The 21,415-nt window shown below is 51.3% G+C and carries 17 protein-coding genes; 7 read left to right on the plus strand and 10 right to left on the minus strand.

Going from position 1 to position 21,415, the window contains the following annotated elements; all coding sequences use genetic code 11:
* Window positions 1-97: 97 nt before the first annotated feature.
* The 5 genes from Q0628_RS04190 to Q0628_RS04210 all read right to left on the minus strand — a co-directional run bounded on the left by Q0628_RS04190 (window position 98) and on the right by Q0628_RS04210 (window position 5,990).
* Window positions 98-1,075, minus strand: coding sequence for a hypothetical protein (locus Q0628_RS04190; protein ID WP_298768451.1), 978 nt, complete (start codon window positions 1,073-1,075; stop codon window positions 98-100).
* 2 nt (window positions 1,076-1,077) lie between these two features.
* The gene (locus Q0628_RS04195) at window positions 1,078-2,601 is read right to left on the minus strand and encodes a DnaJ domain-containing protein (protein WP_298768453.1); all 1,524 of its coding nucleotides are present in this window, start codon (window positions 2,599-2,601) and stop codon (window positions 1,078-1,080) included.
* 10 nt (window positions 2,602-2,611) lie between these two features.
* A complete protein-coding gene (locus Q0628_RS04200) occupies window positions 2,612-2,965 on the minus strand; it encodes a hypothetical protein (RefSeq protein WP_298768455.1) in 354 nt (117 codons plus the stop codon).
* Window positions 2,966-3,169: 204 nt separating this feature from the next.
* Window positions 3,170-3,316, minus strand: a complete 147-nt coding sequence (locus Q0628_RS04205; protein ID WP_298768458.1) for a hypothetical protein — start codon at window positions 3,314-3,316, stop codon at window positions 3,170-3,172.
* 172 nt (window positions 3,317-3,488) lie between these two features.
* Entirely contained in the window at window positions 3,489-5,990 is a 2,502-nt protein-coding gene (locus tag Q0628_RS04210) for a hypothetical protein (protein WP_298768460.1), read from the minus strand.
* Between the two features lie 222 nt (window positions 5,991-6,212).
* Here Q0628_RS04210 and Q0628_RS04215 point away from each other — a divergent pair, with 222 nt between their 5' ends.
* From Q0628_RS04215 to Q0628_RS04230, 4 genes are all read left to right on the plus strand, one after another.
* Entirely contained in the window at window positions 6,213-6,929 is a 717-nt protein-coding gene (locus Q0628_RS04215) for an NYN domain-containing protein (RefSeq protein ID WP_298768462.1), read from the plus strand.
* Window positions 6,930-7,062: 133 nt separating this feature from the next.
* Window positions 7,063-8,724 (plus strand): beta-galactosidase, encoded by a 1,662-nt coding sequence (locus Q0628_RS04220; RefSeq protein ID WP_298768465.1) that lies wholly within the window; start codon window positions 7,063-7,065, stop codon window positions 8,722-8,724.
* Between the two features lie 19 nt (window positions 8,725-8,743).
* Window positions 8,744-9,880: a metallophosphoesterase gene (locus Q0628_RS04225; RefSeq protein WP_298768467.1), complete on the plus strand. Its 1,137-nt coding sequence runs from the start codon at window positions 8,744-8,746 to the stop codon at window positions 9,878-9,880.
* 75 nt (window positions 9,881-9,955) lie between these two features.
* Window positions 9,956-11,629, plus strand: a complete 1,674-nt coding sequence (locus Q0628_RS04230) for a hypothetical protein (RefSeq protein WP_298768468.1) — start codon at window positions 9,956-9,958, stop codon at window positions 11,627-11,629.
* A gap of 2 nt (window positions 11,630-11,631) precedes the next feature.
* Here Q0628_RS04230 and Q0628_RS04235 read toward each other — a convergent pair whose 3' ends face one another.
* A complete protein-coding gene (locus Q0628_RS04235) occupies window positions 11,632-12,846 on the minus strand; it encodes a glycosyltransferase (RefSeq protein ID WP_298768470.1) in 1,215 nt (404 codons plus the stop codon).
* Between the two features lie 4 nt (window positions 12,847-12,850).
* The gene (locus Q0628_RS04240; RefSeq protein WP_298768472.1) at window positions 12,851-13,306 is read right to left on the minus strand and encodes a hypothetical protein; all 456 of its coding nucleotides are present in this window, start codon (window positions 13,304-13,306) and stop codon (window positions 12,851-12,853) included.
* A gap of 28 nt (window positions 13,307-13,334) precedes the next feature.
* On the opposite strand from Q0628_RS04240, the gene Q0628_RS04245 reads away from it, so the two are divergent.
* Window positions 13,335-15,212, plus strand: coding sequence for a DUF4954 family protein (locus Q0628_RS04245; RefSeq protein ID WP_298768474.1), 1,878 nt, complete (start codon window positions 13,335-13,337; stop codon window positions 15,210-15,212).
* Window positions 15,209-15,787: a M48 family metalloprotease gene (locus tag Q0628_RS04250; RefSeq protein ID WP_298768476.1), complete on the plus strand. Its 579-nt coding sequence runs from the start codon at window positions 15,209-15,211 to the stop codon at window positions 15,785-15,787. Before Q0628_RS04245 ends, Q0628_RS04250 begins: the two co-directional genes overlap by 4 nt.
* Window positions 15,788-15,793: 6 nt before the next feature.
* Here the strand turns inward: Q0628_RS04250 and Q0628_RS04255 are convergent, their stop codons facing one another.
* Both Q0628_RS04255 and Q0628_RS04260 read right to left on the minus strand, forming a co-directional pair.
* Window positions 15,794-17,119, minus strand: a complete 1,326-nt coding sequence (locus tag Q0628_RS04255) for a hypothetical protein (RefSeq protein WP_298768477.1) — start codon at window positions 17,117-17,119, stop codon at window positions 15,794-15,796.
* A gap of 17 nt (window positions 17,120-17,136) precedes the next feature.
* Window positions 17,137-18,105, minus strand: a complete 969-nt coding sequence (locus tag Q0628_RS04260) for a hypothetical protein (protein ID WP_298768478.1) — start codon at window positions 18,103-18,105, stop codon at window positions 17,137-17,139.
* 94 nt (window positions 18,106-18,199) lie between these two features.
* On the opposite strand from Q0628_RS04260, the gene Q0628_RS04265 reads away from it, so the two are divergent.
* On the plus strand, window positions 18,200-19,117 hold the full coding sequence (locus Q0628_RS04265; protein WP_298768479.1) for a hypothetical protein: 918 nt from the start codon (window positions 18,200-18,202) through the stop codon (window positions 19,115-19,117).
* Here Q0628_RS04265 and Q0628_RS04270 read toward each other — a convergent pair.
* Window positions 19,114-21,333: a YgiQ family radical SAM protein gene (locus tag Q0628_RS04270; RefSeq protein ID WP_298768480.1), complete on the minus strand. Its 2,220-nt coding sequence runs from the start codon at window positions 21,331-21,333 to the stop codon at window positions 19,114-19,116. The genes Q0628_RS04265 and Q0628_RS04270 overlap by 4 nt on opposite strands.
* Window positions 21,334-21,415 lie beyond the last annotated feature (82 nt).

Consider the following 21,415-nt stretch of genomic DNA (forward strand, 5'->3'; position numbering starts at 1 on the left):
TTGCTTTTAGGGAATATACATCTTTTTCAGGGATGTTAGGCGAATTTAGACATTCGTCCGAGAAAAAACTCCCCGAGCGCTAAGGCCGGGGAGGGGTTTACTTTGTCGATTTATTTAGAAAGGTCGCCAAAGCCCAATAATTTTTTTTCTCTTCTATCAACTTCGCTTGCTCCTTGATATGAACCAATGCTGGAATGGGGCGTAAGGTAATCTTTAGTTCTTCCTTTTCCAATTCGTCAATCTTGCCCGCATCCTTTGCCGCCATGCCCTTGATGATGTCGACAATGTCGTCAATTTGCTCAACACCGATGGCTATACCTCCCGTGACATTCGCAATCCAGGAGAAAAATTTAGGATGGTCAAGCCGGGAGACATGACGACTGAAATTGCCGATTTCTACTTCGTAGAGCGTAGATTGGCTGCGGTAATCGCAGCCTGCCGAGCAGTATACCGTGTTTATGGTGACCTGCTTCTTGAAAAGCGACTCGGTGATTTTGAAATAGTCGTGCTGGTAAGGGCATTCGCTAACTTCGTGTGGCCGGGCATCCCCAAAAAGCACAATGGAATGCGTATTGATTTCACTCCAGTTCATCTCGAGTGCATCATGGAGAGCGTCTTCGACCGCTTCATCTGTGTCACCGCCGTTTCCATCGGGCGTACCCAAGATAAACGACTGCAACTGCTCAACATTGACCGTTAACGGCTGGACCTTCGTGATGTAGGGGTCTCCGCTCCCGTGATCCAGGTAAAAGATGATGCCTATGCGCAGGTTGGGGATGAGTTGGAAAAGCGTCGTGCATATTTCGGTAAACTTACGTTTCAATATTGCGTGATAGGCGGACATAGATCCCGTTAAATCACCCATCAGCACCAGGTCAAGCCCCTTGTGCGCCTGCTGTTCCTTCTGCATTTTCTGCTTTATGGAGTCTCCCTTGAGGACGTTTCCCAAAGCCCCCTGCTTTTGCACGGAGGCAATGTTGAATGTCTTGATAGGCTTGTCGTCTTTCTTAACGACAAGGCTTCCGCTCGGCTTCTTTAGGGCCGGCAGGTGGAGTTTTGTTTCTACTTTTTCCATGGTTATTTCTCCCGTGTTTTGTGTGAATCTCTTGATGCGACGTAGGTACTGTCGTAAGTCGCTCTCTTTTCCGCGTCGGATAGTATATCCCACGCCTCGTTCAGTTGCTTGAACCGTTCGGTGTATTCCTCGCGATTATCTTCGGTCGCCTTGTCCGGATGGAACATCTTGGCCATCTTCTTGTACTGCCTCTTGAGTTGTTTGATGTCAAACTCCGTGTAGTCTGTGGCTTCATCATACTCGTCGTCGTAAAGGACCTTGTACAGGTCTACCCATCCGTCCGATGTATCCGGGGCTTCTTCACCTGGGGCTTCCGATGTGCTTGCGTAATTATTCAAGATGGTGATGATGTCTTCGTAACCCTTGCAATAACTCAAGCCTTCGACTATGTTCCTGTAGCTTTCCGCAAAAAAGAACGATTTCAGGTACTTGTCGGCTTCGAGAACGCAGTTCTCTATTTTCCCGAGCCACACGGAAAAATCGAGGCCTGAAGATTCGGCATGCTCCTTGATGGCGGCGTATTGGCTTTTGAGTTCTTCGTAGGCAAGATTGATTTCGTCAATAGGCACAGAGAACCCTTTGAATGTTCCGCTTGCATATTTCTCGTCAAGTTCTTTGAATTTTTGTATCGATTCCTCAAGAGCCTTGATGCTGACGCGGATGGTTTCCTTGACTACAATCTTCGCCTTTTTCCCGTCTTCGCTGTCATCATACTTGATGTTGTCGAAGGTTTCGGATACGGCTTCCATATCGGCCAATTTTCGGTCGTATTCCTTGATTTTCTCGTTAAGATTGTTCTCTATCTCGGAGTGGTCCTTTTCCCAGCGCTCCTTCTCGGCTTCGAACGCTTCTCGCATTTCGCGTTCTCGAGATTCAAACGTTCTTTCCTTTTCCTCCACTTCGGCCAATCGCGACGCGATGGAAGATTCCTTTTCGGAACATTCCTTTTCGCGGGTTTCGAGATTCGCTATTTTAGCCTTGTATTCATCTTTGAGCGCGTCGGCTGTTTTCTGCTTTTCTTCGTAGGTTTCCTTTTCCTGATTGTACTCCTTTTCTGCTTTCTCGGCCTTTGCGACCCTTTCCTTCATGGCGGAGCGCTCGTCTTTGATGTTTTGGCGCTCGGCGTCAAGATCGGCATCCTTGATGGCAACGCGTTGTTCATCCTTGCGGACATTTTCGCTCCTGATGTGTATTGATATTTCTTCCTTGCGGATGGCCTCCTTGCGATCCTTCAGGTCATCTTCCCATCCCGCCAGGCGGTTCTGCTGCTGTTGCAGTTCCACTTGTAGCGAGCGGTTTTCGTCAACGGTCTTCTGGAAGTCGGCGACCTGGTTGTTGAATACGTCAATACCTTGCTTAATCCCGTTGCTATTGAGAATGGATTGGTTCAGCACATCGATCGCCTGAGTGTTTATGGCCGCAGACTTGGTCAGGTTTCGCTCCGTGCGCTTAATCCGCTTGGCCTGCTCACGTTCCCGCAGGGCCTGCTCTTTTTTTCGCTTTCCGAAATTGAATATCGAAAACATCGTTTACCCCCTAGCGCGACTTGTGTGTTAAATGGTAACCAGAGCGGGTCTCGCACGGATAGATATATAGTGGGCCTGCGCCTTCCGATTCCCGCTTTGTCTTGGCTTTTAGGGCGTCCTCATACGATAGGTATAAGTCCTTGTGACGCCCACAGCTATCGGCGCAATTGCAGGCATTGTGCAAGACGTTGATGCGCGATGCGGTAGGGGCGAGGTGCCATAGGCCACAGCGTTCGCAGCGGTAGGCGTAAAGGCTCCTGCCGTTTCGGAGCTGGTAGTCTGCAGATTGTTGGGCTTCCGCTTCTGTATTGTAAACGGAAAGAGGGGTTCCCGTAGCTCGGGAAAAGCATGTTGTTGACTTCATAGTTGTTCCTTTGGGGGTAATAGAAGTACACTGCCCATTCAGTCAAATGGGCTCATATGCCTATTGTTTTGAATATCAATAGGAAAGGAATCTATTGCAGCGAAAAAGTGCTACATTTGAATGGACTTGGTGTACTTCGGTTGAACGAAAATTCACCAGGCCACAGAAGTGAGGAATGCCCTGTAGCCTAGATGAATCGACAAGTTACTTCTTCCTCCCCTGGTAAAGCTTGTTATTGGGGTTACATTGGTCTGCGTGATTGTTCATACGCAACTGGTACTGGTAATTATTCGGGTTCATCTGATCCGCATGATGGTTCAGATCAGTCTGGGTCATGTTCTTGTTTGCCATGATGGTCTCCGTAGTTAAATGTTAAAAGCGTACCCCACTCGGGATACGCTTTAAATATCGTATAATAGTCGTCTGATTCCTACGGGAGAAAGTTTGCAAAAATTTCAGAGAACTAAAAATGTCAAATTTCGATAAATTTCGGCATTTTTCTTGAAAAATATCATATACTGATTTAGATTAACGATTGGAGATATTCTGCTACTTCACGACACCGTTGCGCTCTTATTTCATGATCCGATTTTCCAGAAAACCCACCCATAGACCATTCCCTATCAAACTTTCGTGCATTATCACGCCATTTGCTAAGTTCTCTTTTTACTATATCAATGGATTCGTTCTTAATTATGTTTTCCGTCATTTTTTTTACACCGTTTAGCCAGCCTATTTCGGCGGCCAAGCAGCCGGCATTATAATCTTTGGGGCGCCTTATTTTAGTACAATCGCATTCTGTTATGGGACGGGCTTGGTTATCTAGTAAATAATCTAAGATGCCTAAAAATTCTTCTTCAGAAACATTATCGTCTAAATATTTATACTCTAACACATTTTGCATATTCTGAAAAACCATATTTATTTGATCACTTAATTCTTGTGCAGCCATTAATTTGTTTTCGTTATAGTTTATTGGATTATTGGGAGAACGCATGCTCCAATAATCCGCCAAGTCCGCTGGATCAAAATCAAATATACGGAGCCAGGGATTATTTTGAAAGTCTTTTTCGATAACTGGTCGATCGTATTTTTTTTCAAATTGTCTGACTACCCAGAAAAGTGGTGTTCTAGGATGATAGCTTGTATTTTTATTCATCCATTCCTTAATTGTTCCCTCTCCTAAATATTGTTTATGCAAGTCAACAACTGCAGAAATCACATCCATTTTGCAAGTGCAAACAGCTTGATTTAGAATGCTATCATTTGAAAGAACCGTTGTTGAGAAAATGGCATGCGGATTAGTACGAGATGGATTCCTATAATGGGGTAATAAGCTCTTGAATATTTGCTCTGCCGATTCTATCTGTTTGGCAAAATTCCGTTTAAAAACTTCGTATGCTTTCGCAATGCCATTTTGAGGAAGAAAAACAGGTTCATCAAACTGATTTTTTGATATAAATGCAATTGCAAAAGCATTAAGATACTCTTGTTTTTCTTTATATATATATTCTTTTATATTTGAATCATTATATAAAGGACTTTCATCAGGAACAAGATAGGTTTTGGCGTAGCTCATGTGTTGCGATAAATCCATATTGACCAAGCACCAATACAATGCAGAATCATTTGTGTTTGACACATTGGCTATTTGTGCACCTTTTTTTAGCAAGTCCCTTACATGATCGGGTTCATTTAATTGCGTAAAAAGAACTATTGGAGGACAATGCTTCGCGTTGCCAAAGTTCACATCTTTATTAGGCTTATTTAAATTGGGCTTAGGTATAGATGTAGTTGACTTGTCAACCTTTTGATAAGGATGGAGAAAATCAAGTCTTTCATTAAAGCGTCGATTATAATTATTAATATAAATATTTTCTTTTTCTTTATTGTCAAGAGGAAAATTTAACCGCTCTATATCATACAGAATTCCATAGTTATATATACGCTTTAAGAGGCTTATTAATGAAATCTTTCTTGCTTTTTTTGCTTTTTTGTCAAGTCCGTTTTTATCATCATTGTATTCGTGGGCGATAACAGACAATACTAAAATATACCAGTCCCAATCTTTACAATCTCCTACATAAAAATAAAAAGGGATAATCTTTGTTATATATGATATTGCTGTGCTATAATCACCTTTGCATATAAGGTGCTTGATTTCTAATAACACTATGAATGGATAAGAATATGGAGAAAAAGTCTCCTTTACCCTTTTTAGATGTTCCTCGTTATCTTGCAGGGAATATGGGAATTTCGGTCCTTTTATTTTAGCATATAAATCATAAAGCTCTTTTTCCTCCTTAGATTCAACTACATTATTTTTCATCGCCATTTCAGCATTTAAGGAGGTTGGATAAATCTCGTTGCATTTCTGCCAAAACCATAAGGCGAGTATTTTTTCTTTTTGCAACAATGGTCCCGATACAGGCCCCTTTTCCAGTAGATTCAAAAAAGCAGAAAGACTATCTATTTCTGGCGTTGCTCCATTTAGCCAATTTCTATAATTATTTAGTATTCTTGCTTGGTTTTCGTTCTCTATTTTGATTGATTTTTCATCAAAATCAAGTCCTTTCAATAACGCCGTAAACGGCTTATTGTTAGATGGTTTTGCGTTCATCCATTCACTAGAATAATAATTTTGGTTCAAGCCAAATGCATCCATAAAAAAAGAGCGCATCAAAGTTTGAATATAAAAATTTTTGTCAGACGCTCTCGCCATAGGAGCTTTAAGGTACTTTACATATTTTTCAATAAAGATATTTGTTTGAATTTTATCTAAACCAAAATATTTAAACCATAATAAAATATCCCTTTTTTCAATATTCTTATTCCCCTTCTTAACCTCGGTTAAACGAGTCCGAACATTTATGAAACTATCTTTTTCATTATCATCTTCGCCATTCAAGTCAATTATTCTTACTAAGAATACATCCATTGCCAGCAAAACTTCCTCTATTGTAGGAAGGCGTTCATCCAACTTCAGTGGATCCTCAAGAAATTTTTCATAGTTGTTTACTGACATTTATTTTGCTCCTATAGTAATATTGTTAAATATATATGTTTTCCCAATATCAAATAAAGATTATTTCTTTCAGGATTTCGAGGGGAGAAAGTTCGCAAAAATTCTTCAATCCTTCAAATTGCGTTTTTTAGCGAAAAAAAGCGTTTTGTTCATTGCTTTACATTTTCTGTAAAAGCTCTGTTTTCCTAGCCCCTAAGTGAAAAAAATCATATATTCCCTACTATGGACACGGAAAAGAAAATAGCCCTGATTATCGACTGCGACAACGCCAAGGCAGACGCCATCTACGGCATCATGGAAGAACTCTCCAAGTTCGGGGAGACGAGCATCCGCAGGGCGTATGGCAACTGGAAAGGTAGCAACCCCTGGGAAGAGGTCTTGCATCCGTTTGCGATTCAGCCGATACAGCAGTTCCCCTACACGAAGGGGAAGAATGCGACCGACCTCGCGATGACTATCGACGTGATGGAACTCTTGTTCACGGAGAGCATCGACATTTTCGCCATCGTGAGTAGCGATTCGGATTTCACTCCGCTTGCCATGAAACTTAGGGCCAAGTCAAAACAGGTCATCGGGTTCGGCGAAGAAAAGACGCCGCAGCCGTTCATCGATTCGTGCAATTCCTTCATCTACATCGACAAGTTCAAGAAGCCGACCGAATCGGACGAGGCGACGAACAACATCGAACCACTCGACCGCAACAAGCTGCGCGGCAACGCGAAAATCATGAACGCCATCCGCAAGGCAATCAGCGAAGAGGCCGATGAAGCGGGCTGGGCAATTGCATCCAAGATTTCACAGCAGATCAACCGCCAGATTTCGCTGAGCCCCAAGAACTTTGGCTACGCCAAGTGGCCTGCCCTTATCCGCGCCACGGAGTATTTTGAGGAAAGTAAGAATTCCAAGGGACAGTTAGTCTTCCGCATCAAGAAGAAGTAAAACTTTCGCAAAAGCACTCTATACGCATTTTCATAGCGTAAATAAGTTAAATTCAACATTTTTGTGTAAAATCTCATAAAAAACACCATCTGTCCGATTAAAACATATATTAAGAAAAACACCTGGAGATTTTATGAAGTGCAATGACCTCAAGGCCTTTCTGGCTGCCGTAGCCATTATGTTGTCTGCCTGTGGCGATGATGGAAGCAGTTCCGGTCCAGAAGGCGGCGAAAGCAGTGCGGTAGAAGAATCAAGTTCTTCGGATGCCGCGCCATTTTCGTCTGCAGTGACGCCGAGTTCTTCGGCAGAAGTCGCGTCTAGTAGCTCTTTACTCTCATCGTCATCCTGGAGCGGAGCGATAGGATCCAGTAGCGCAGACTCTTCCGCGGTTCCTGTTGCAGACACCTCCAAAATCACCTACGCGCTCAAGCCTTTCGACGGGCCGCTTTCTAACCCGCACAAGGGCTTCACGGTGCCGACGGGTGGCGCGTGGACTTTTGTCCCGGAATTTGAATATGGCCCTTACGGTTCCCTGAACAACAGGGCGTGGGACCTGGTTTCGTACGGCTCCGGTTACCAGCAGTGGAACAAGCTGAACCCCGCAAAGGGCGTTTACGACTGGACGGAACTGGAAAAACTGCTGAACGCACTTGCCGAGCACAATATGACTTACGCCCTGCGCGTGCTGCCGTACACGCCTTCGTTTATCAAGAGCGACTTCCCGCCCCAAGAAGAATACGACTGGACTCCGCCCTTTGTCTATGAGATGGGCGCGAAGAAAATCCAGATTGACTTGCGGGGGACGGAATACCATGCGTACGCTCCCGTCTGGGACGATTCCATCTACATTTGGGCGGCGAAGGAGTTCGCGAAGGCCCTGGCCGAAAAATACGACGGCGACCCGCGTATCGAATACATTGATGTTCGCACTTTTGGCGAATGGGGCGAATGGCATACCTCGCACATGTTGGGGAGCGTGATGCCTGCCGACTCGGTGCTGAAGGACATGCTGGACTATTATGCGTCCGTGTTCAAGAAGACTCAGCTGGTGCTGCCCTCCAACGGTTTTGGCGATGTCTATACGCATGCGCTGGACCTCGGCATTACCAAGCGCGACGATGGGTTCATTGGCATTCCCGGTAGGCCCGATACCTTGCTGCGGGCATACAACGCGAACCTCCCGACCATTGCCGAGAACATCGCCGGTTACAGGACGATGCTGACCTACGACGACCTGATTCCCGGAGGCAGCCAGAAGTGGACTGCGGAACGCTGGGTGGATGCGATTACCACAGCGCACTTGACCTACTACGTGTTGGACCAGGACAACGACTGTGGTTACTATTTCTACAAGGACAACAAGGCGCTGGCCGATTCCATGAGCAAGGTCATCGGGTACAATTTCACGGTAACGCAGGCGGAACTTTTGACCGTCGTAAGTGCCAAGGATACGACGAGCACATTGAACATTACCGTCAAGAACACCGGCGTGGCGCCCTGTTTCTTCGATGTGTATCTGGTGGCAGAATTCGTGGACAGCACAGGCGCGGCCATCGCGCAGTTGGGCAAAACCATCCGCATTCCCAAGGGTACGTTCAAGGATGGCGCTTCGCAGCAGTTCTCGTTCGGCGGCGATGTTCCGGCAGGTGCGGCAAATCTCGCAACGCAGCCTGGCGTTTCAGTAGCCCTTTCCCTCTACGAAAGCGATGAAGCTTACAAGACCGGCAAGAATCCCACCGTCCGCTTCGACAACGACGGCCTCCAGGAAAATAATAAACTGCTGCTGACACCTTAGAAATTTTATATTTAGTCTAATGCCTATTTTCTTGATTATCTTAGTTGCGGGGCTCACGCTGATTTATCTGAACCTGAGTCCTGTCATACCGGGCAAAAGGGGGAAACTGATTGGGCTTGCAGTTCTGCTGGCCATTTTCCTCGGCATGATGTTCCGTGATACTCTTGTCGGTAGTGCCGCCGTGGCGTTCACTTCGGTGTGGCTTTGCCAGGCGCTGTTGCTGTACATTCCCTGGGGCCTGTTCCGGCTGATGCGACGCATCGTGACGCGTCGTGCGCTCTTGCCGCAGACAGTGACACGCGTGTGTCGCGTTCTTCTCGCGGTGACACTTTCGCTGACGGTGGGCCTCATAGCCTTTGGTGTGCCGCACAACGCCGAGTATAGACTCATCAATACGACGGTCAGTTTACCGGTGCGTTCTGTCACGGAAACGGTCGCTGGTTCCGGGCAAGATGCGCGGCCCCGCACCGAAGCCTTTACGGCGGTCTTCTTCAGCGACATTCATGTGGATCCGCTTTTTGATCGCAAAAAACTGGAACACATGATTGCCGACCTGGATTCCATTGCGCCCGACTATCTGCTTTTTGGTGGCGACCTTGCCGACGTATCCTCGATGCAGCTGGACGAATGGGGCTACGATACCTTGTTCAGGCAGCTCACCTCGAAAGCCAAGATTGCTGCCGTTGGGATTAACGGAAACCACGAATCCATGCAGGAGCGTAACGGTTCTAATCCTGACGAATGGATGCGCAAGGTGGGCTTCGTGGTGCTAGATGATTCGACGGCCTGTCTCGAAAGGGCCTGCTTTACGGGACGCACGGACTTCATGGTGGCGCGTGGCCGCGATGTGGAACGCTTGCCGCTAGCAACCCTGGCCCCGAAAGATTCGGCGCTTCCGTGGATTCTTCTGGATCACCAGCCGAAGGGGATCGAGGCGGAACATTCCGGGCGTCTGCCCGACTATGCCCTTTCCGGTCATACGCATAATGGCCAGTTTTTCCCGGGGACCGTCGTCATCAATTTCGTCTGGCGGCTCGCTTACGGCGAAGGGGTTCTCGATGGCGTGCGCTGGCTCGTGAGCGCCGGCGTGGATTGCTGGGGCCCGCCCGTGCGCGTGGGGTCCGATGCAGACATGTGGGTAATTTCGTTCCAGTAAGAAATTGAGCGCAATCACTAACCTTTACCAGTTTTTTAATATATATTCATGTGGAAGGAACCTGGGGAGGTTGCAATGCGTAAATTGTTCGGTATCATACCCTTATTTTTGGTTTTGTCGGGGATTGTTGCCTGTTCCGACGATTCGGCCAGTGCATCGAACGCTCCGTCCGGTACGGAGGAGGTTGTTTCCGGTAGCGATCTGGAGCTGGCACTTCCGATGGGAGACAAATATATTGTCTATACGGGCTCCGATGACGAGCAGATAACGATTGGCTGGTACAACGTCCATGACGGGACGAGGAACTGGATCAGTGCTGCGACGACGGATACGCTGACTGCGATTGCCGCCTTCGAAAACGGGCTCGTCGTCTATATCGTGGGTGGAAACCTGATTGCGATGAATGTGCTGTCGCAAAGCGGCGAGGGAGAGCTACAAATCAAGGGCGATACTCTTGTTCGCTATATTTCGGGACTAGGCAAGTCGGCAATTGCCGTGAATGCTTCCGGCATCTACTACAAGGACGGCAATTCCATCATGGGCATTCCTCTTGATAAGGGTAAGGTCGACCTTTCTGCATCTCCTGTCAAAATTGTAGATAGAGTTTACGACCAGGATGATTCCTACAAGGCGTTCAAGGATCTCATTGTCTCTGACGGCGTGCTCTATGCGTCGGTCGCCTGGGACAGTCCAAACGGCGTCGTTGTCAGTGCGGACCTGAACAATGTTGATTGGCAGATGGGAGAACGACCGAAACTGACTACCTTTATGGATGGTCTTAGCTCGCCGGCTGATTTGCAGGCTACGGCTTATTACGTCTGTGTTAGCGGTCTTTCGATAAACTGTGCTTCGAAAGGTTTGAAAGAAAAGAAAGTTGTCCCAGCGTCGGTGTCTTTCCCTGCGAACAACTACAGGCTAGCTTCGCATGGAGACAACCTGTTCTACCAGGCTTCGGATGGCTACTATTACCGCTACGCCCTGGATAGCGGTACGCAGACGAAACTTACGAATCACAGCAGCAAGGCGATGTCCGGAACGGCATCGCACCTGGGCTCTCTCGTGGCGGTGAAGGGCAAGTTCTACTGGCTCGAAAGATCCGATGCGATCTACTACCTGGATCTTGATAATTTTGAAGCGTCCCAGAAGGAGGAAGATTCCGGCTCAATGGAAATTTCGCCGCCTTCAAAACTTTCGAATCAATGCCTCACGGAAACGGGCAGCTATGTGACTACGCCGTACGCTTCGAGATATATGGGACGTTTCGAGTACAGGGTGATACACAGGGATGAAGATATGGTGACCGAGGCGACGAGTACCAGCAGCTTTACGATGAATATCGCCATGGAATGCGTTGCCTCCATGATGGGCTTCACGACCTTGAAGATTGTTTGGGCGCAGTCGAGCGAGCCCTTCTTCGGTTGTCTCATGGGCTGCACGCCGAACGATTCGTCCGCCGCGGTTCTTCCGAGCGGAGAAGCGAATCCGGCGCTACCTTCTGGACTTGGGGCAACGTTTGTAATCAAGTTCCCGAACGGCTCGCTATTGACAACCTCTTCTCAGGAAGGCGAGATGAACGTGTCGACGGACGGCAGGACGATTGCGAGCGACTTTGATGCTGGCTATGGCGTGAGTAGCGAGAAGCAGATGACCTGGACTGCTGCGAATATGGATGGAACGGTATTCCCCGATGTCAAGTGGCCTGACACGGCCGAAATGCCAAGCTGGATCTTTAACCAGAGTCAGCTGTAGATTTAGGAAATGACTTTCTTGTAGACTTCGATTTGCCTTGCGATGATGCCGTCCCAGGTGAAGCATTCGTCGATGCGCTTTTCCGCACCGGCGAGAATCTTCCTTACGAGTTCGGGATCGGCGGCGAGACGCTTGTAGGCGTCGGCTAGGGCTTCGGGATTCTTTTCGGGAACGAGAATTCCCGATATACCGTCGATGACCACGTCGGGGATGCCGCCCACGTTGCTTGCGACGACGGGAAGCCCAAGCTCCATCGCTTCGATGAGCACGACGCCGAGCCCTTCGGTATCGCCCTTGCTGTCGACGATGGCGGGGAGCGTGAACACGTTAGCGGTTCTGTATTCGCTTGCAAGCGCTTCGGGCGAAAGCTTTCCGGTAAAGATGACTTCGGCGGGTAGATCCTTCGACTCCGTTTCACTGTGCTCAGGATGACACAGTGCATCTGCCTGCTTCTTTAATTCTTCGGTAAGGTCGCCGACGCCGACGATACGGATTTCGAACTGGTCGCGCGGCAGATACTTAGCTGCTTCGATCAGGTAGCAGATTCCTTTGCGCTCGATATGGCGTCCGACGAAAAGTATCTTGAACTTGCCGTTGACATCGTGTGGCTCGGCGTTCTTCTTGCCGACTTCGAGCGTTGTTCCGTAAGGGCTCCATTCTACGTCCACGTTGCGGATAGCCTTGATCTTGCCCGCGGTGAAGCTCGAATTCGCAAACACGGCATTTGCCTGGCCGATGGCGAATTTCAGGAGCGGCCTGACCCATTTCTTTTTGCGGATAAGCAGGAGCTCGGCGCCGTGAAAGTTCAGGACTAGCGGGATCCGGAAAAGCTTTGCTGCCCCGAGCGCGATGTAGGCGTGCGGAAATGGCCAGTGCGCATGGATCACGTCGGGCTTGAACTTACGGCAGATCCGGATACACTTGAAGAATCCGCTGATGATGTAGGGAATCGCGAGGAGCTGTAGCCACGGCTTGTTCGCCATTTTGGATGGGGCGCCTTCTTCGTGCGTGAGGAATTCCCAGTTTGCGGGGGCGTAGCGGAAACGGTTCACCTTCACGCCGTCGATTTCGTGACTTTTCAGTCCCTTGTAGGCGGGGGCGAGCACCTGTACTTCGAGCCCCGCCTTTTTAAGGTGGGCGACCGAGGTGCGCAACCAGGGAACTTCTGCGTCTTCGTGAAAACGCGGATAGACGGAACCGATGACGAGAAGTTTCATGAATCTAAACGCTTATGGAGGCCTGCGTCATGTTCTGGATGCAGGTTGGGTAGAGAATAGGCTTGACTGTGCCGGAGATGATTTTGTCCATGTCCGGGAAACTCTGGACGTTTGCCATCTGCAGGATGCGCCCCTTGACGCGGTTCCATCCTTCGAGCTTGGAGTCAAGCAGGAGCATGCCGATTCCGGTATCGTTCTCGAGGAACCCGACGATGTCGCTTATGCGGCGGCCCTTGTTGAGTGCGGCGAGGGTTATGTCCCAGAAAAGGTTGTAGTTGTTTTCGTCGGGAATGAGCTTATGGAGCGATTCGAAGTCAAATTCCAGGTAGACGAAGGAGCTGTTATCCTCATCGCTGCGGATAATTTCTTCCTGACACCGCCGTTCGAAGATTTCGGCAGTGTAAATAGAAATCTCGTATTTGTGTTTTCGTATCAAATTATAGAGAAACTCTTTCATCATCGCCTAGAATTTAGTCTATTTTTAGGGTATGCAGCGATTGTTGAAATTGAAAAAAGTGCTCAAGAACAGTGTTTTGGCTTCCTCCGTCGAGAATTTCAAGGCGATCAAGGCGGCGACGGCTAAGTATCGGCCTCTTACCGAAGCCGAAATACAGACGCTCGAAAAGAACGGTAATCGCTCCGAATCCTGGAGCAAGGTCATGGTCGAGAACGATTTCGATGCGAACCGTATCTTCCGTTCGTCGTTCATGGGCGAAGTCTTTTTGCCGCGTTTCTTCGGCACGCTCCTCTTGCCGGGTGATGTTTCTTTCCCGACGGGTATCTACGACAGCCTGGTGCACAACTGCATTGTCGAAAATGCGCTGGTGCACAAGGTGGCCATGCTCAGCAATATCCTGGTGCGCAGTAGTTCCGTACTGCAGAACGTGGGCACTATCGTGAGTAGCGGCAAGATTAGCTACATGGTGGGTAACGCCATGCATGTGGGTAACGAGATGGGTGGGCGCAGCGTGCTCGTGTTCCCGGAAATTTCCACCGACCTGGTAGATGTTCAGCTTTTCCACAAGGCTGATGCCGAAGTGGCCAAGGCCTTTGCCGACCAGCTCGCGGCTTATCGCGAGGATACGGCGCTTCCTTTCGGTATTGTCGGTAAGGGTGCCGTCATTTGCAACACGAACATTATTCGCAACAGCTGGATCGGTGCGCATGCTCGTATCGAGGGTGCCGAGAAGATTCGTAATTCGGTTGTACTCTCGTCGCTCGAAATGCCTAGCCACGTCTACGATTCCGTGATTCTCGAGAATTCGAACGTGCAGATGGGTGTCACTATTCACACGGGCGCCGAAGTCCAGGGATCTGTCCTGATGAGTCGCACGAAGGTTGCCTGCAAGGCAATCGTGAAGTCGTCGATCATTGCGCCCTGCTGCCATATCGAGGAAGGCGAGGTGAATAGTTCCTACATGGGTCCCATGACCCAGATGCATCACCATTCGCTCCTGATCGCAGCTCTCTGGCCCGACGGTTGTGGCAATCTGGGTTATGGCGCCAACGTGGGCAGCAACCACACTGGCCGTATGCCCGACCAGGAAGTCATGCCCGGACAGGGAATGTTCTTTGGACTCGGCGTGAACATCAAGTTCCCCGCGAATTACCGCGAAGCTCCGTTTACCTTGATTGCGACTGGGGTGACCACGCTTCCGCAGCGGGTTCGTTTCCCGTTCTCGTTGATCAAGCCCGGCGACCCGCAGCTCATGGGAGTGGCCCCGAGGCTAAACGAGATCGTACCCGGCTGGAATTATGCCTGCAACGCCTATGCGCTGGACCGCAACCAGTACAAGTATTCCCTGCGCGGCAAGGGGTTCGTGCAGCCGGCCTTCTATAGCATTTTTAGCGCAGAAGTGTTGCACAATGTGTTCGAGGCGTACCAGCGCCTGCAAGTCCAGAAGATTCGCGACGTGTACACGAAGGCGGACATCGATGGACTCGGTGAGAACTTCATGCGCGAACGAGTGCGCCAGCAGGCCCTGCATACCTACCTAGAATACATGGAGCGTTTTGTCCTTGAATCCATTATCACGCTGGTTGTGAACGATCCGGCCCTGCAGATGCAGCCCGTCAAGGAATTGCGCCGCATGGTGACGAACGAGAGCAACAAGGAAGTGTTGCGTATCGTTCCGCTGCCGGAAACATTCGAGGAACTCGTCAAACGATACCGCCAGCTTGAAAAGGACTGGCTCGAGCGCGTGACGCACGGCCTCGACAAGGACAACGAGCGCGGTCGCGAAATTTTTGACGACTACGATGATGCACACCCGATCGACAAGGGCTTTACCGAATGGGAAAAGTTGCGCGTCGAGGAGAAGATGCGTCGCCTAAGTTCCATCGTTAAGGGAACTAGGCTCGAATGATCCTTTCTGACTATCTGCTCTGGGGGCTCCTGTTCCTGGAATTCGTGGCTCGCCTGTATCTAGAAATCCGCGAGCGCCGCGCAACACAGCTGCGTGGCGGCCTTTTCGCAGTTCTTCGCCTGATTCCCCTGGTCAACGACATCGTGCCGCTTCCCGAGAATCGCAAGGAACCGCTCGAGGGGCAGTTCGTGAAGATGCACGAAGAGGGCCATGCCGCGTTCCGCCACGGTGTATTGCGCAACCTCTCGAAGGTTGTCCTGCTGATGCTTGCCGTGTGGCTTTTCGCCTTTCTTTTGGCAAGCTATGGAATGCCGCTGTACAAGGCGGTGCTGTGGCTGCACCTTGCCGCAGTTCCTTTCCGCATCGTCTTTCACCTATATTGCTGGCACCAGGAATACGAAGCGGACCGTTACGCCTTTGACAAGCTCGGGAAAAAGGTGGCGAAGGCCGCGATGCGTAACCTTGCCGAAGCGGAAATTCCCTACACCAGGCTTTTTGCGGTGGTGTACCGCGAACACCCGACAGTCGCCATCCGCAGCCAGAAGATTTTGAATAAAGTAATTAGCGCCGACTGAAGCGCTTTATTTTGTGCGTCCTAGGAATAGGCATGCCCCGTTTACGATGAACGCCGCAATGGTTAGGATATCACCGGTATGCGCACCGAGTGCGGGGAGCGGCGGACAGAGCTTGCCGGCAAGCGAAAGGAGGCCGCCCAGGACGATTCCGACGGCGACGGCGGTCGGCCTGGAACGCATACCGGAAAGTCCCCAGAGGATTGGGATGGTGAAGGCGCCTGCGTAGACGGCGAGCGCGAGCAGGAGCGTGCCGATGATGTCGGTGAATACGAGCGCGAGCAGGAGTGCCACGATGCCGTTCAGCAGAATCACGAGGCGCGCCCTGGAAAGCTGCGTGCCGGCCTTGCCGAAAAGTCCGCAAAGAATCACGGAACTGCTGAGCAAGGTGGTGTCGGCGCTGCTCAGTACCACGCTCAGGAGGGCAAGTGCGATTAGCGGAATCAGCGGCTGCGGCAGGACCTGCCTTGCAATTGCGGTGATGTGCGCTCCCTGCACGTTTTCGAGGCCGGTGCCGTACACTGCCAGAAATCCGATGACGAATGCGACGGGAATCAGCGTCGCTGCTGCCATGCCGATGGCCTTTTTCGCGGTTGTCTCGTCCTTGGCGCAGAACACGCGGCTGAACATGTCGGGGCCTGCCGTGTAGGTGGTGCCGTAAGTGAGAATCAGCAGGAACAGGTCGAAGGGCGTGAAGTTCGTGTTAAATGGGAATGTCGGTGCAGACTGGATTGTCGCGGGAACGTTCACACTGTTGCCGAAGAGGGCGAAACCCGAAATCAGCAGCAGTCCTGCGATGATGAGACCTGCCTGCATGAAGTCAGTGCGCAGGATCGAGAGTTGTCCACCTGCGAGCGTGTAGCCTGTGAACACGACCGCCGCGGTGACCGCCGCCGTCGTGTAGCTGAGCGGCGTGAAGGTCATCAGGAGCTTTGCCGCCGCGATAATCTGTGCCGCGACGATGCCGGTCCACGCGACAGGTATCACTAAAGATGCTACCAGCCGCGGGCCCTTGCCGTATAGCTTTTCTACGAGGTCCGGGAGCGCGTACTTGCCGTGTCTATAGGCGCGCCCTGCAAACGGGATCAGCGAAAGCAGGCCGAGCGCACCCGTAAGCATGAACCAGCTGGCGGCCCCGCCGAGTCGCGCGCCGGAATCGACAGCGCCGATCACGGCCGACCCACCCAGAATCGTAGCGACAAGGCTTCCTGCCACCATGAGCGCCGAAGCTCCCTTCCTCGCTACGAAAAAGTCGGCGATTCCCTTTACGCGCCGCGCACTGCGAATTGCGATTGCCATGAGCGCGGCCAGGTACAGCAACAATACGATAGTCATGACGGTAGCCAAATATGCTAGAATTTGCGGGAGAAAATGCACATGATCGTGCGGAGGTCCCATTCGCTGTCAACCTGCTTCTGCAGGGGTTCCTCGGTAGTGGGGTAGCGGCTGTTTTCGAACACGCGGTCGCGCGATATGATCGCCATCAGCATGCCGTTCCAGTTTTCGCTCACTTTGATCGAGAGCATCGGAGTTACGCTGATGGTCTTGAAACCGGGATTGTAGTCCTTGTAGACGGGGTCGAAGTCGTAGGCGTGCTTGAAGGCGCTAACGTTTGCTGCCACCATGGCCATGGGAACGCGCCTGAAGGGCAGCATGTAGATGAGCGTTCCGCCGTAGCGGTACTTTAGGCCGTTTACCTGAATCGAGTTTCCTGCCGTCCAGATTTCGCCGTCGTCGGCGCCGGTGTAGGCGGAGTAGGTGAGCTCGGCGGTTCCTTTCAGGATAATCTTGGTCCAGTCTGTCTTGGGTAGCAAGGCGAGTAGCGGCAGGGTGAGTGCCGCATGGTAGCGCAGGCCGTAGGCATAGTCCGTAAAGATGATGTCCTGGTCGTAGTCCTTCTTTTCGGGGTCGTAGACGCCCATGAGTGTCGCCGTTTCGCCGTAATTGAGCGCTGTTCCCGTGAAGGGTTCGACGCCAAGTTCCAGAAGGTGGATAAGTTCTATGTTCGCGTCGAACTTTAGCCCAAGTCCCGAGAAGCTCAGATCGTAAGTGCCTGCAGCCTTGAACGTGAGCATTTTCCCTAGGTCGCTTTTCATGCCGATTTTCGAGGACCAGGCGGGAGCTGCGAAGGCAAAGAAGGGCCAGTTGTGCAGCGTCTTGGAATTGTGCAGGGAATTGTGCGGCAGCACGAGCGCTATGATCGAGAAAACGTGGTCCTGACTCAGGGTGGATTGCGGCTCTTCTGGTGCGGCGAATGCTGTAGCGGCACAGAAAATGGCCGCCCAAAATACCCTCCGTACGCTTTGTATTCGTCTGCACATAAAGTTCCCTCAATATAGATAAAAAACGGTGTCGTCCGTAGAGGGAGTTTTTGCGCGGGTAAAATTTGTATATTCTTGGGCACAGAGGTTTTACATGTTCCGAAAAGCTTTAGCTGTATTTTTTGTTCTTGCAGTCTGCTGCTTCGCTTTTGATGTGAGCGTCAAGGCGAACGTGGATAACGCCCAGGTGTTCGTGGGCGACATGTTCAATTACGAAATTCAGGTGACCGCTCCCGAAAATGCTATCGTGGACCTGCCCAGTTTCGTGGGCAACCTTGGCAGCTTCGAGGTCAAGGAAATGAAGAACGAAAAGGTCACCGAGGGCATGCCGAAGGGGAGCGCCAAGTTTGTGTGGCTCGCCACGCTCAATACCTTCGTGAGCGGAGATTTTCTGATTGCCCCGCAGCAAGTGAACGCCGTCGTGGGTAGCGATACCGTCAAGGTGAATACGGACCCCGTGGCAGTGAAGGTCTCGGCACGCACCACCGGCGAGGAGACGGATATTCTCGAAGCCGAGGATCCGCTGGACGACCCGCGCCTTCCGCAGTGGCTCTACATTGCGCTCATCGTGGTGGGAGTACTGCTGCTCGTGTTCCTCGGCTGGTTCCTGCACAAGAAATTCGCGAAGAAAGGCGAAGCCCCGAGGCTCCCGCCCTACGAAGAGGCTGTGCTTGCGCTCAAGGAACTGCGTCAGCGGAACTACCTTGCCGAGGGTAACCAGGGCGATTATTTCATGGCACTCGGCTTTATCACCCGCCGCTACGTGGAACGCCGTTTCGAGGTGGACATCCTGGACGCGACCGTTGCCGAACTCAAGCAGAGAATGGCCCACGTGGCGGGGCTTCCGCAGGCCTACAAGGAATCTGTGGTGACGCTAGCCGCGGAAACTGAACCGGTGAAGTTTGCCAAGATGAAGCTGGATGGCGAACGCTGCCGTTTTTGGGACGAATGGGCCGACCACCTGCTCGAGGACACGAAACCGAAACCGGAAGAAGATTCCAAGAAGAGCTAGGATCGGCCCCTGCGCGAGGAGCTGAACTGTACGGGGGAGCTATCGCGTCTATTTTCCGGGCGGCTGTTGCCGCCTTTTTTGTTGAAGTCGCGACCCTTGTTGCCGCTGCGGTTGTTGAACTTGCGGTCGCTATGGAAACTCTTGCGCGGTTCTCCGTTGTTATCGCGATGGCCGTCGCGCCTGTCGTTGCGCGGTTCGCCGCCTTTGTTTCCGTCGTTGTTGCCAAACTGTGCGGCGCGGCGTTCCTTGCGGGCGGAGTTTTCCCAGCGGCCCTTGTCGCCGGATTTCTGCGGCACGATGGTGACGGCGCGCTGCTCGCGCTTTTGCTGTTCGCGCTCGCGGTATTCGGCGTTTTCTTCGCGTTCCTTGCTCGGGAAGAATTCCTTGCCTTCGGCCTTCGCACTGCGGCTAAGGAGCAGTCGACCGATCTTGCCAAGTTTCAGGCGTTCCAGCGTCGCGCGAATCTGCGGGCGGTTTTCGGGAATGTACCAGAAGAAGAACTGGCGCTGGCTACGCTTCTGTTCCGGCGTTTTCGCTACGTAAAGCGGCTTTCCGTCCGGCGTCATTTCGCTGTAGAACATCTCGGTCGCAATCGTCATCGGTGTCGGCGTAAAGTCCTGCACCTGTTCCAGCTGGAATCCGAGCTGCTTTGTCTCGAGTGCAAGTTCCGCCATGTCGGCCTCGGTGCATCCGGGGTGGCTACTGATAAAGTAGGGAATAATCTGCTGGCGTTTTCCGATGCGCTTGCATTCGTCGTCAAAGAATTCCTTGAACTTGTGGAACAGCGTAAAGCTCGGCTTGCGCATCAGCTTAAGCACGGCATCGCTGGTATGTTCCGGGGCCACCTTCAGGCGCCCGCTCACATGATAATCAATCAGTTCGCGGGCGTATTCCTCGTGGTCGCGAATCAGTTCCTTGTCGTCGGTTTCTTGCAGCAGCATGTCGTAGCGCACGCCGCTTCCAATGAACAGGTGCTTCACCTTAGGGTGGTTGCGCACTTCTCGGTAGAGTTCCAGAAGTTCGTGGTGGTGCGTGTCCATGTTGTCGCAGACTTTCGGAGTCAGGCAACTGGGGCGGGCGCACTTTTGACAACGGCTCGGGTCGCGGCCGCGCATGTTGTACATGTTGGCGCTCGGGCCGCCCAAATCGGTGATGGTGCCGGCGAATCCGTCCATCTTCGTAATCAAATCGACTTCGCGCAGAATGCTTTCGCGGCTACGGCTTGCAATAAACTTGCCCTGGTGTGCGTTGATGGCGCAAAAACTGCAACCGCCAAAACAGCCGCGGTGCGTGTTGATGCTAAACTTGATCATGTCGAACGCAGGCACGTTGCCGCGTTTCTTGTAACGCGGGTGCGGTTCGCGGGCGTAAGGGTATTCAAAGCTCTCGTCGAGTTCGCCGTATTCGAGCGGCGGGTACGCGGGGTTAATCACCACGGTCTGTTCTGCGACATCTTGCAGAATGCGGCGCTGGAACCATTTGTTGCATTCAATATCCACCTTGCGGCAGTTCTCGATTTGATTGCGCTTGCTCTCAAGGCAATCTTCGTAGCTTGCGAGGCGCAAGTCTTCCCACTGCTTGGTCGTAGGAATTTGTCCCTTGGGCGCGAGGTAGGCCGTCTGCGGCACGGAATGCAGGCTCGAAAACGGTACGCCCTTCTTCAAAAGGCGCACGATTTCCTTGAGCGGCTTTTCGCCCATGCCGTACACGAGAATGTCGGCTTGCGTATCGAAAAGAATGCTCGGCTTGAGTCTGTCGCTCCAGTAGTCGTAATGCGTCACGCGGCGCAGGCTCGATTCAAGTCCGCCAATCAGCAGCGGAACATCGGGGTAGAGTTTCTTTAAAATCTTCGCGTACGTGTAAGTCGCGTAATCGGGACGAAATCCTGCCTTGTTGCCGGGAGTAAAGGCGTCGTCGCTGCGGAGGCGCTTTGCCGCGGTGTAGTGGTTCACCATGGAATCCATGCCGCTACTAATCGCGAAGAACATTCGCGGCTTGCCAAGCTTCTTGAAGTCGCGCAAGTCATCGCGCCAGTTCGGCTGCGGGAGTATTGCCACGCGTAAGCCTTCGTGCTCGAAAAGGCGACCCACCACGGCATGCCCAAAACACGGGTGGTCCACGTAGGCGTCCGCGCTGATGATGATCACATCTACGTAATCCCAGCCGAGTTCCTCCAGGTCTTCTTTGCAGATGGGTAAAAAGCGCGGATCGTACATAGAGTGAAAGATAGTAAATAGTAGGCAGTCGACAGTAGGAAGTGACACGAATGTGTCATCCTGAGTGGAGAACCGTAAGGTT

This window comes from uncultured Fibrobacter sp., assembly GCF_937877005.1.
Taxonomy (GTDB): Bacteria; Fibrobacterota; Fibrobacteria; order Fibrobacterales; family Fibrobacteraceae; genus Fibrobacter.

What these genes read in the sequence shown, in the direction of transcription:
- Q0628_RS04190 (WP_298768451.1), bottom strand. Translation starts at nt 1,075, where the DNA reads ATGGAAAAAGTAGAAACAAAACTCCACCTGCCGGCCCTAAAGAAGCCG.
- Q0628_RS04195 (WP_298768453.1), bottom strand. Translation starts at nt 2,601, where the DNA reads ATGTTTTCGATATTCAATTTCGGAAAGCGAAAAAAAGAGCAGGCCCTG.
- Q0628_RS04200 (WP_298768455.1), bottom strand. Translation starts at nt 2,965, where the DNA reads ATGAAGTCAACAACATGCTTTTCCCGAGCTACGGGAACCCCTCTTTCC.
- Q0628_RS04205 (WP_298768458.1), bottom strand. Translation starts at nt 3,316, where the DNA reads ATGGCAAACAAGAACATGACCCAGACTGATCTGAACCATCATGCGGAT.
- Q0628_RS04210 (WP_298768460.1), bottom strand. Translation starts at nt 5,990, where the DNA reads ATGTCAGTAAACAACTATGAAAAATTTCTTGAGGATCCACTGAAGTTG.
- Q0628_RS04215 (WP_298768462.1), top strand. Translation starts at nt 6,213, where the DNA reads ATGGACACGGAAAAGAAAATAGCCCTGATTATCGACTGCGACAACGCC.
- Q0628_RS04220 (WP_298768465.1), top strand. Translation starts at nt 7,063, where the DNA reads ATGAAGTGCAATGACCTCAAGGCCTTTCTGGCTGCCGTAGCCATTATG.
- Q0628_RS04225 (WP_298768467.1), top strand. Translation starts at nt 8,744, where the DNA reads ATGCCTATTTTCTTGATTATCTTAGTTGCGGGGCTCACGCTGATTTAT.
- Q0628_RS04230 (WP_298768468.1), top strand. Translation starts at nt 9,956, where the DNA reads ATGCGTAAATTGTTCGGTATCATACCCTTATTTTTGGTTTTGTCGGGG.
- Q0628_RS04235 (WP_298768470.1), bottom strand. Translation starts at nt 12,846, where the DNA reads ATGAAACTTCTCGTCATCGGTTCCGTCTATCCGCGTTTTCACGAAGAC.
- Q0628_RS04240 (WP_298768472.1), bottom strand. Translation starts at nt 13,306, where the DNA reads ATGATGAAAGAGTTTCTCTATAATTTGATACGAAAACACAAATACGAG.
- Q0628_RS04245 (WP_298768474.1), top strand. Translation starts at nt 13,335, where the DNA reads ATGCAGCGATTGTTGAAATTGAAAAAAGTGCTCAAGAACAGTGTTTTG.
- Q0628_RS04250 (WP_298768476.1), top strand. Translation starts at nt 15,209, where the DNA reads ATGATCCTTTCTGACTATCTGCTCTGGGGGCTCCTGTTCCTGGAATTC.
- Q0628_RS04255 (WP_298768477.1), bottom strand. Translation starts at nt 17,119, where the DNA reads ATGACTATCGTATTGTTGCTGTACCTGGCCGCGCTCATGGCAATCGCA.
- Q0628_RS04260 (WP_298768478.1), bottom strand. Translation starts at nt 18,105, where the DNA reads ATGTGCAGACGAATACAAAGCGTACGGAGGGTATTTTGGGCGGCCATT.
- Q0628_RS04265 (WP_298768479.1), top strand. Translation starts at nt 18,200, where the DNA reads ATGTTCCGAAAAGCTTTAGCTGTATTTTTTGTTCTTGCAGTCTGCTGC.
- Q0628_RS04270 (WP_298768480.1), bottom strand. Translation starts at nt 21,333, where the DNA reads ATGTACGATCCGCGCTTTTTACCCATCTGCAAAGAAGACCTGGAGGAA.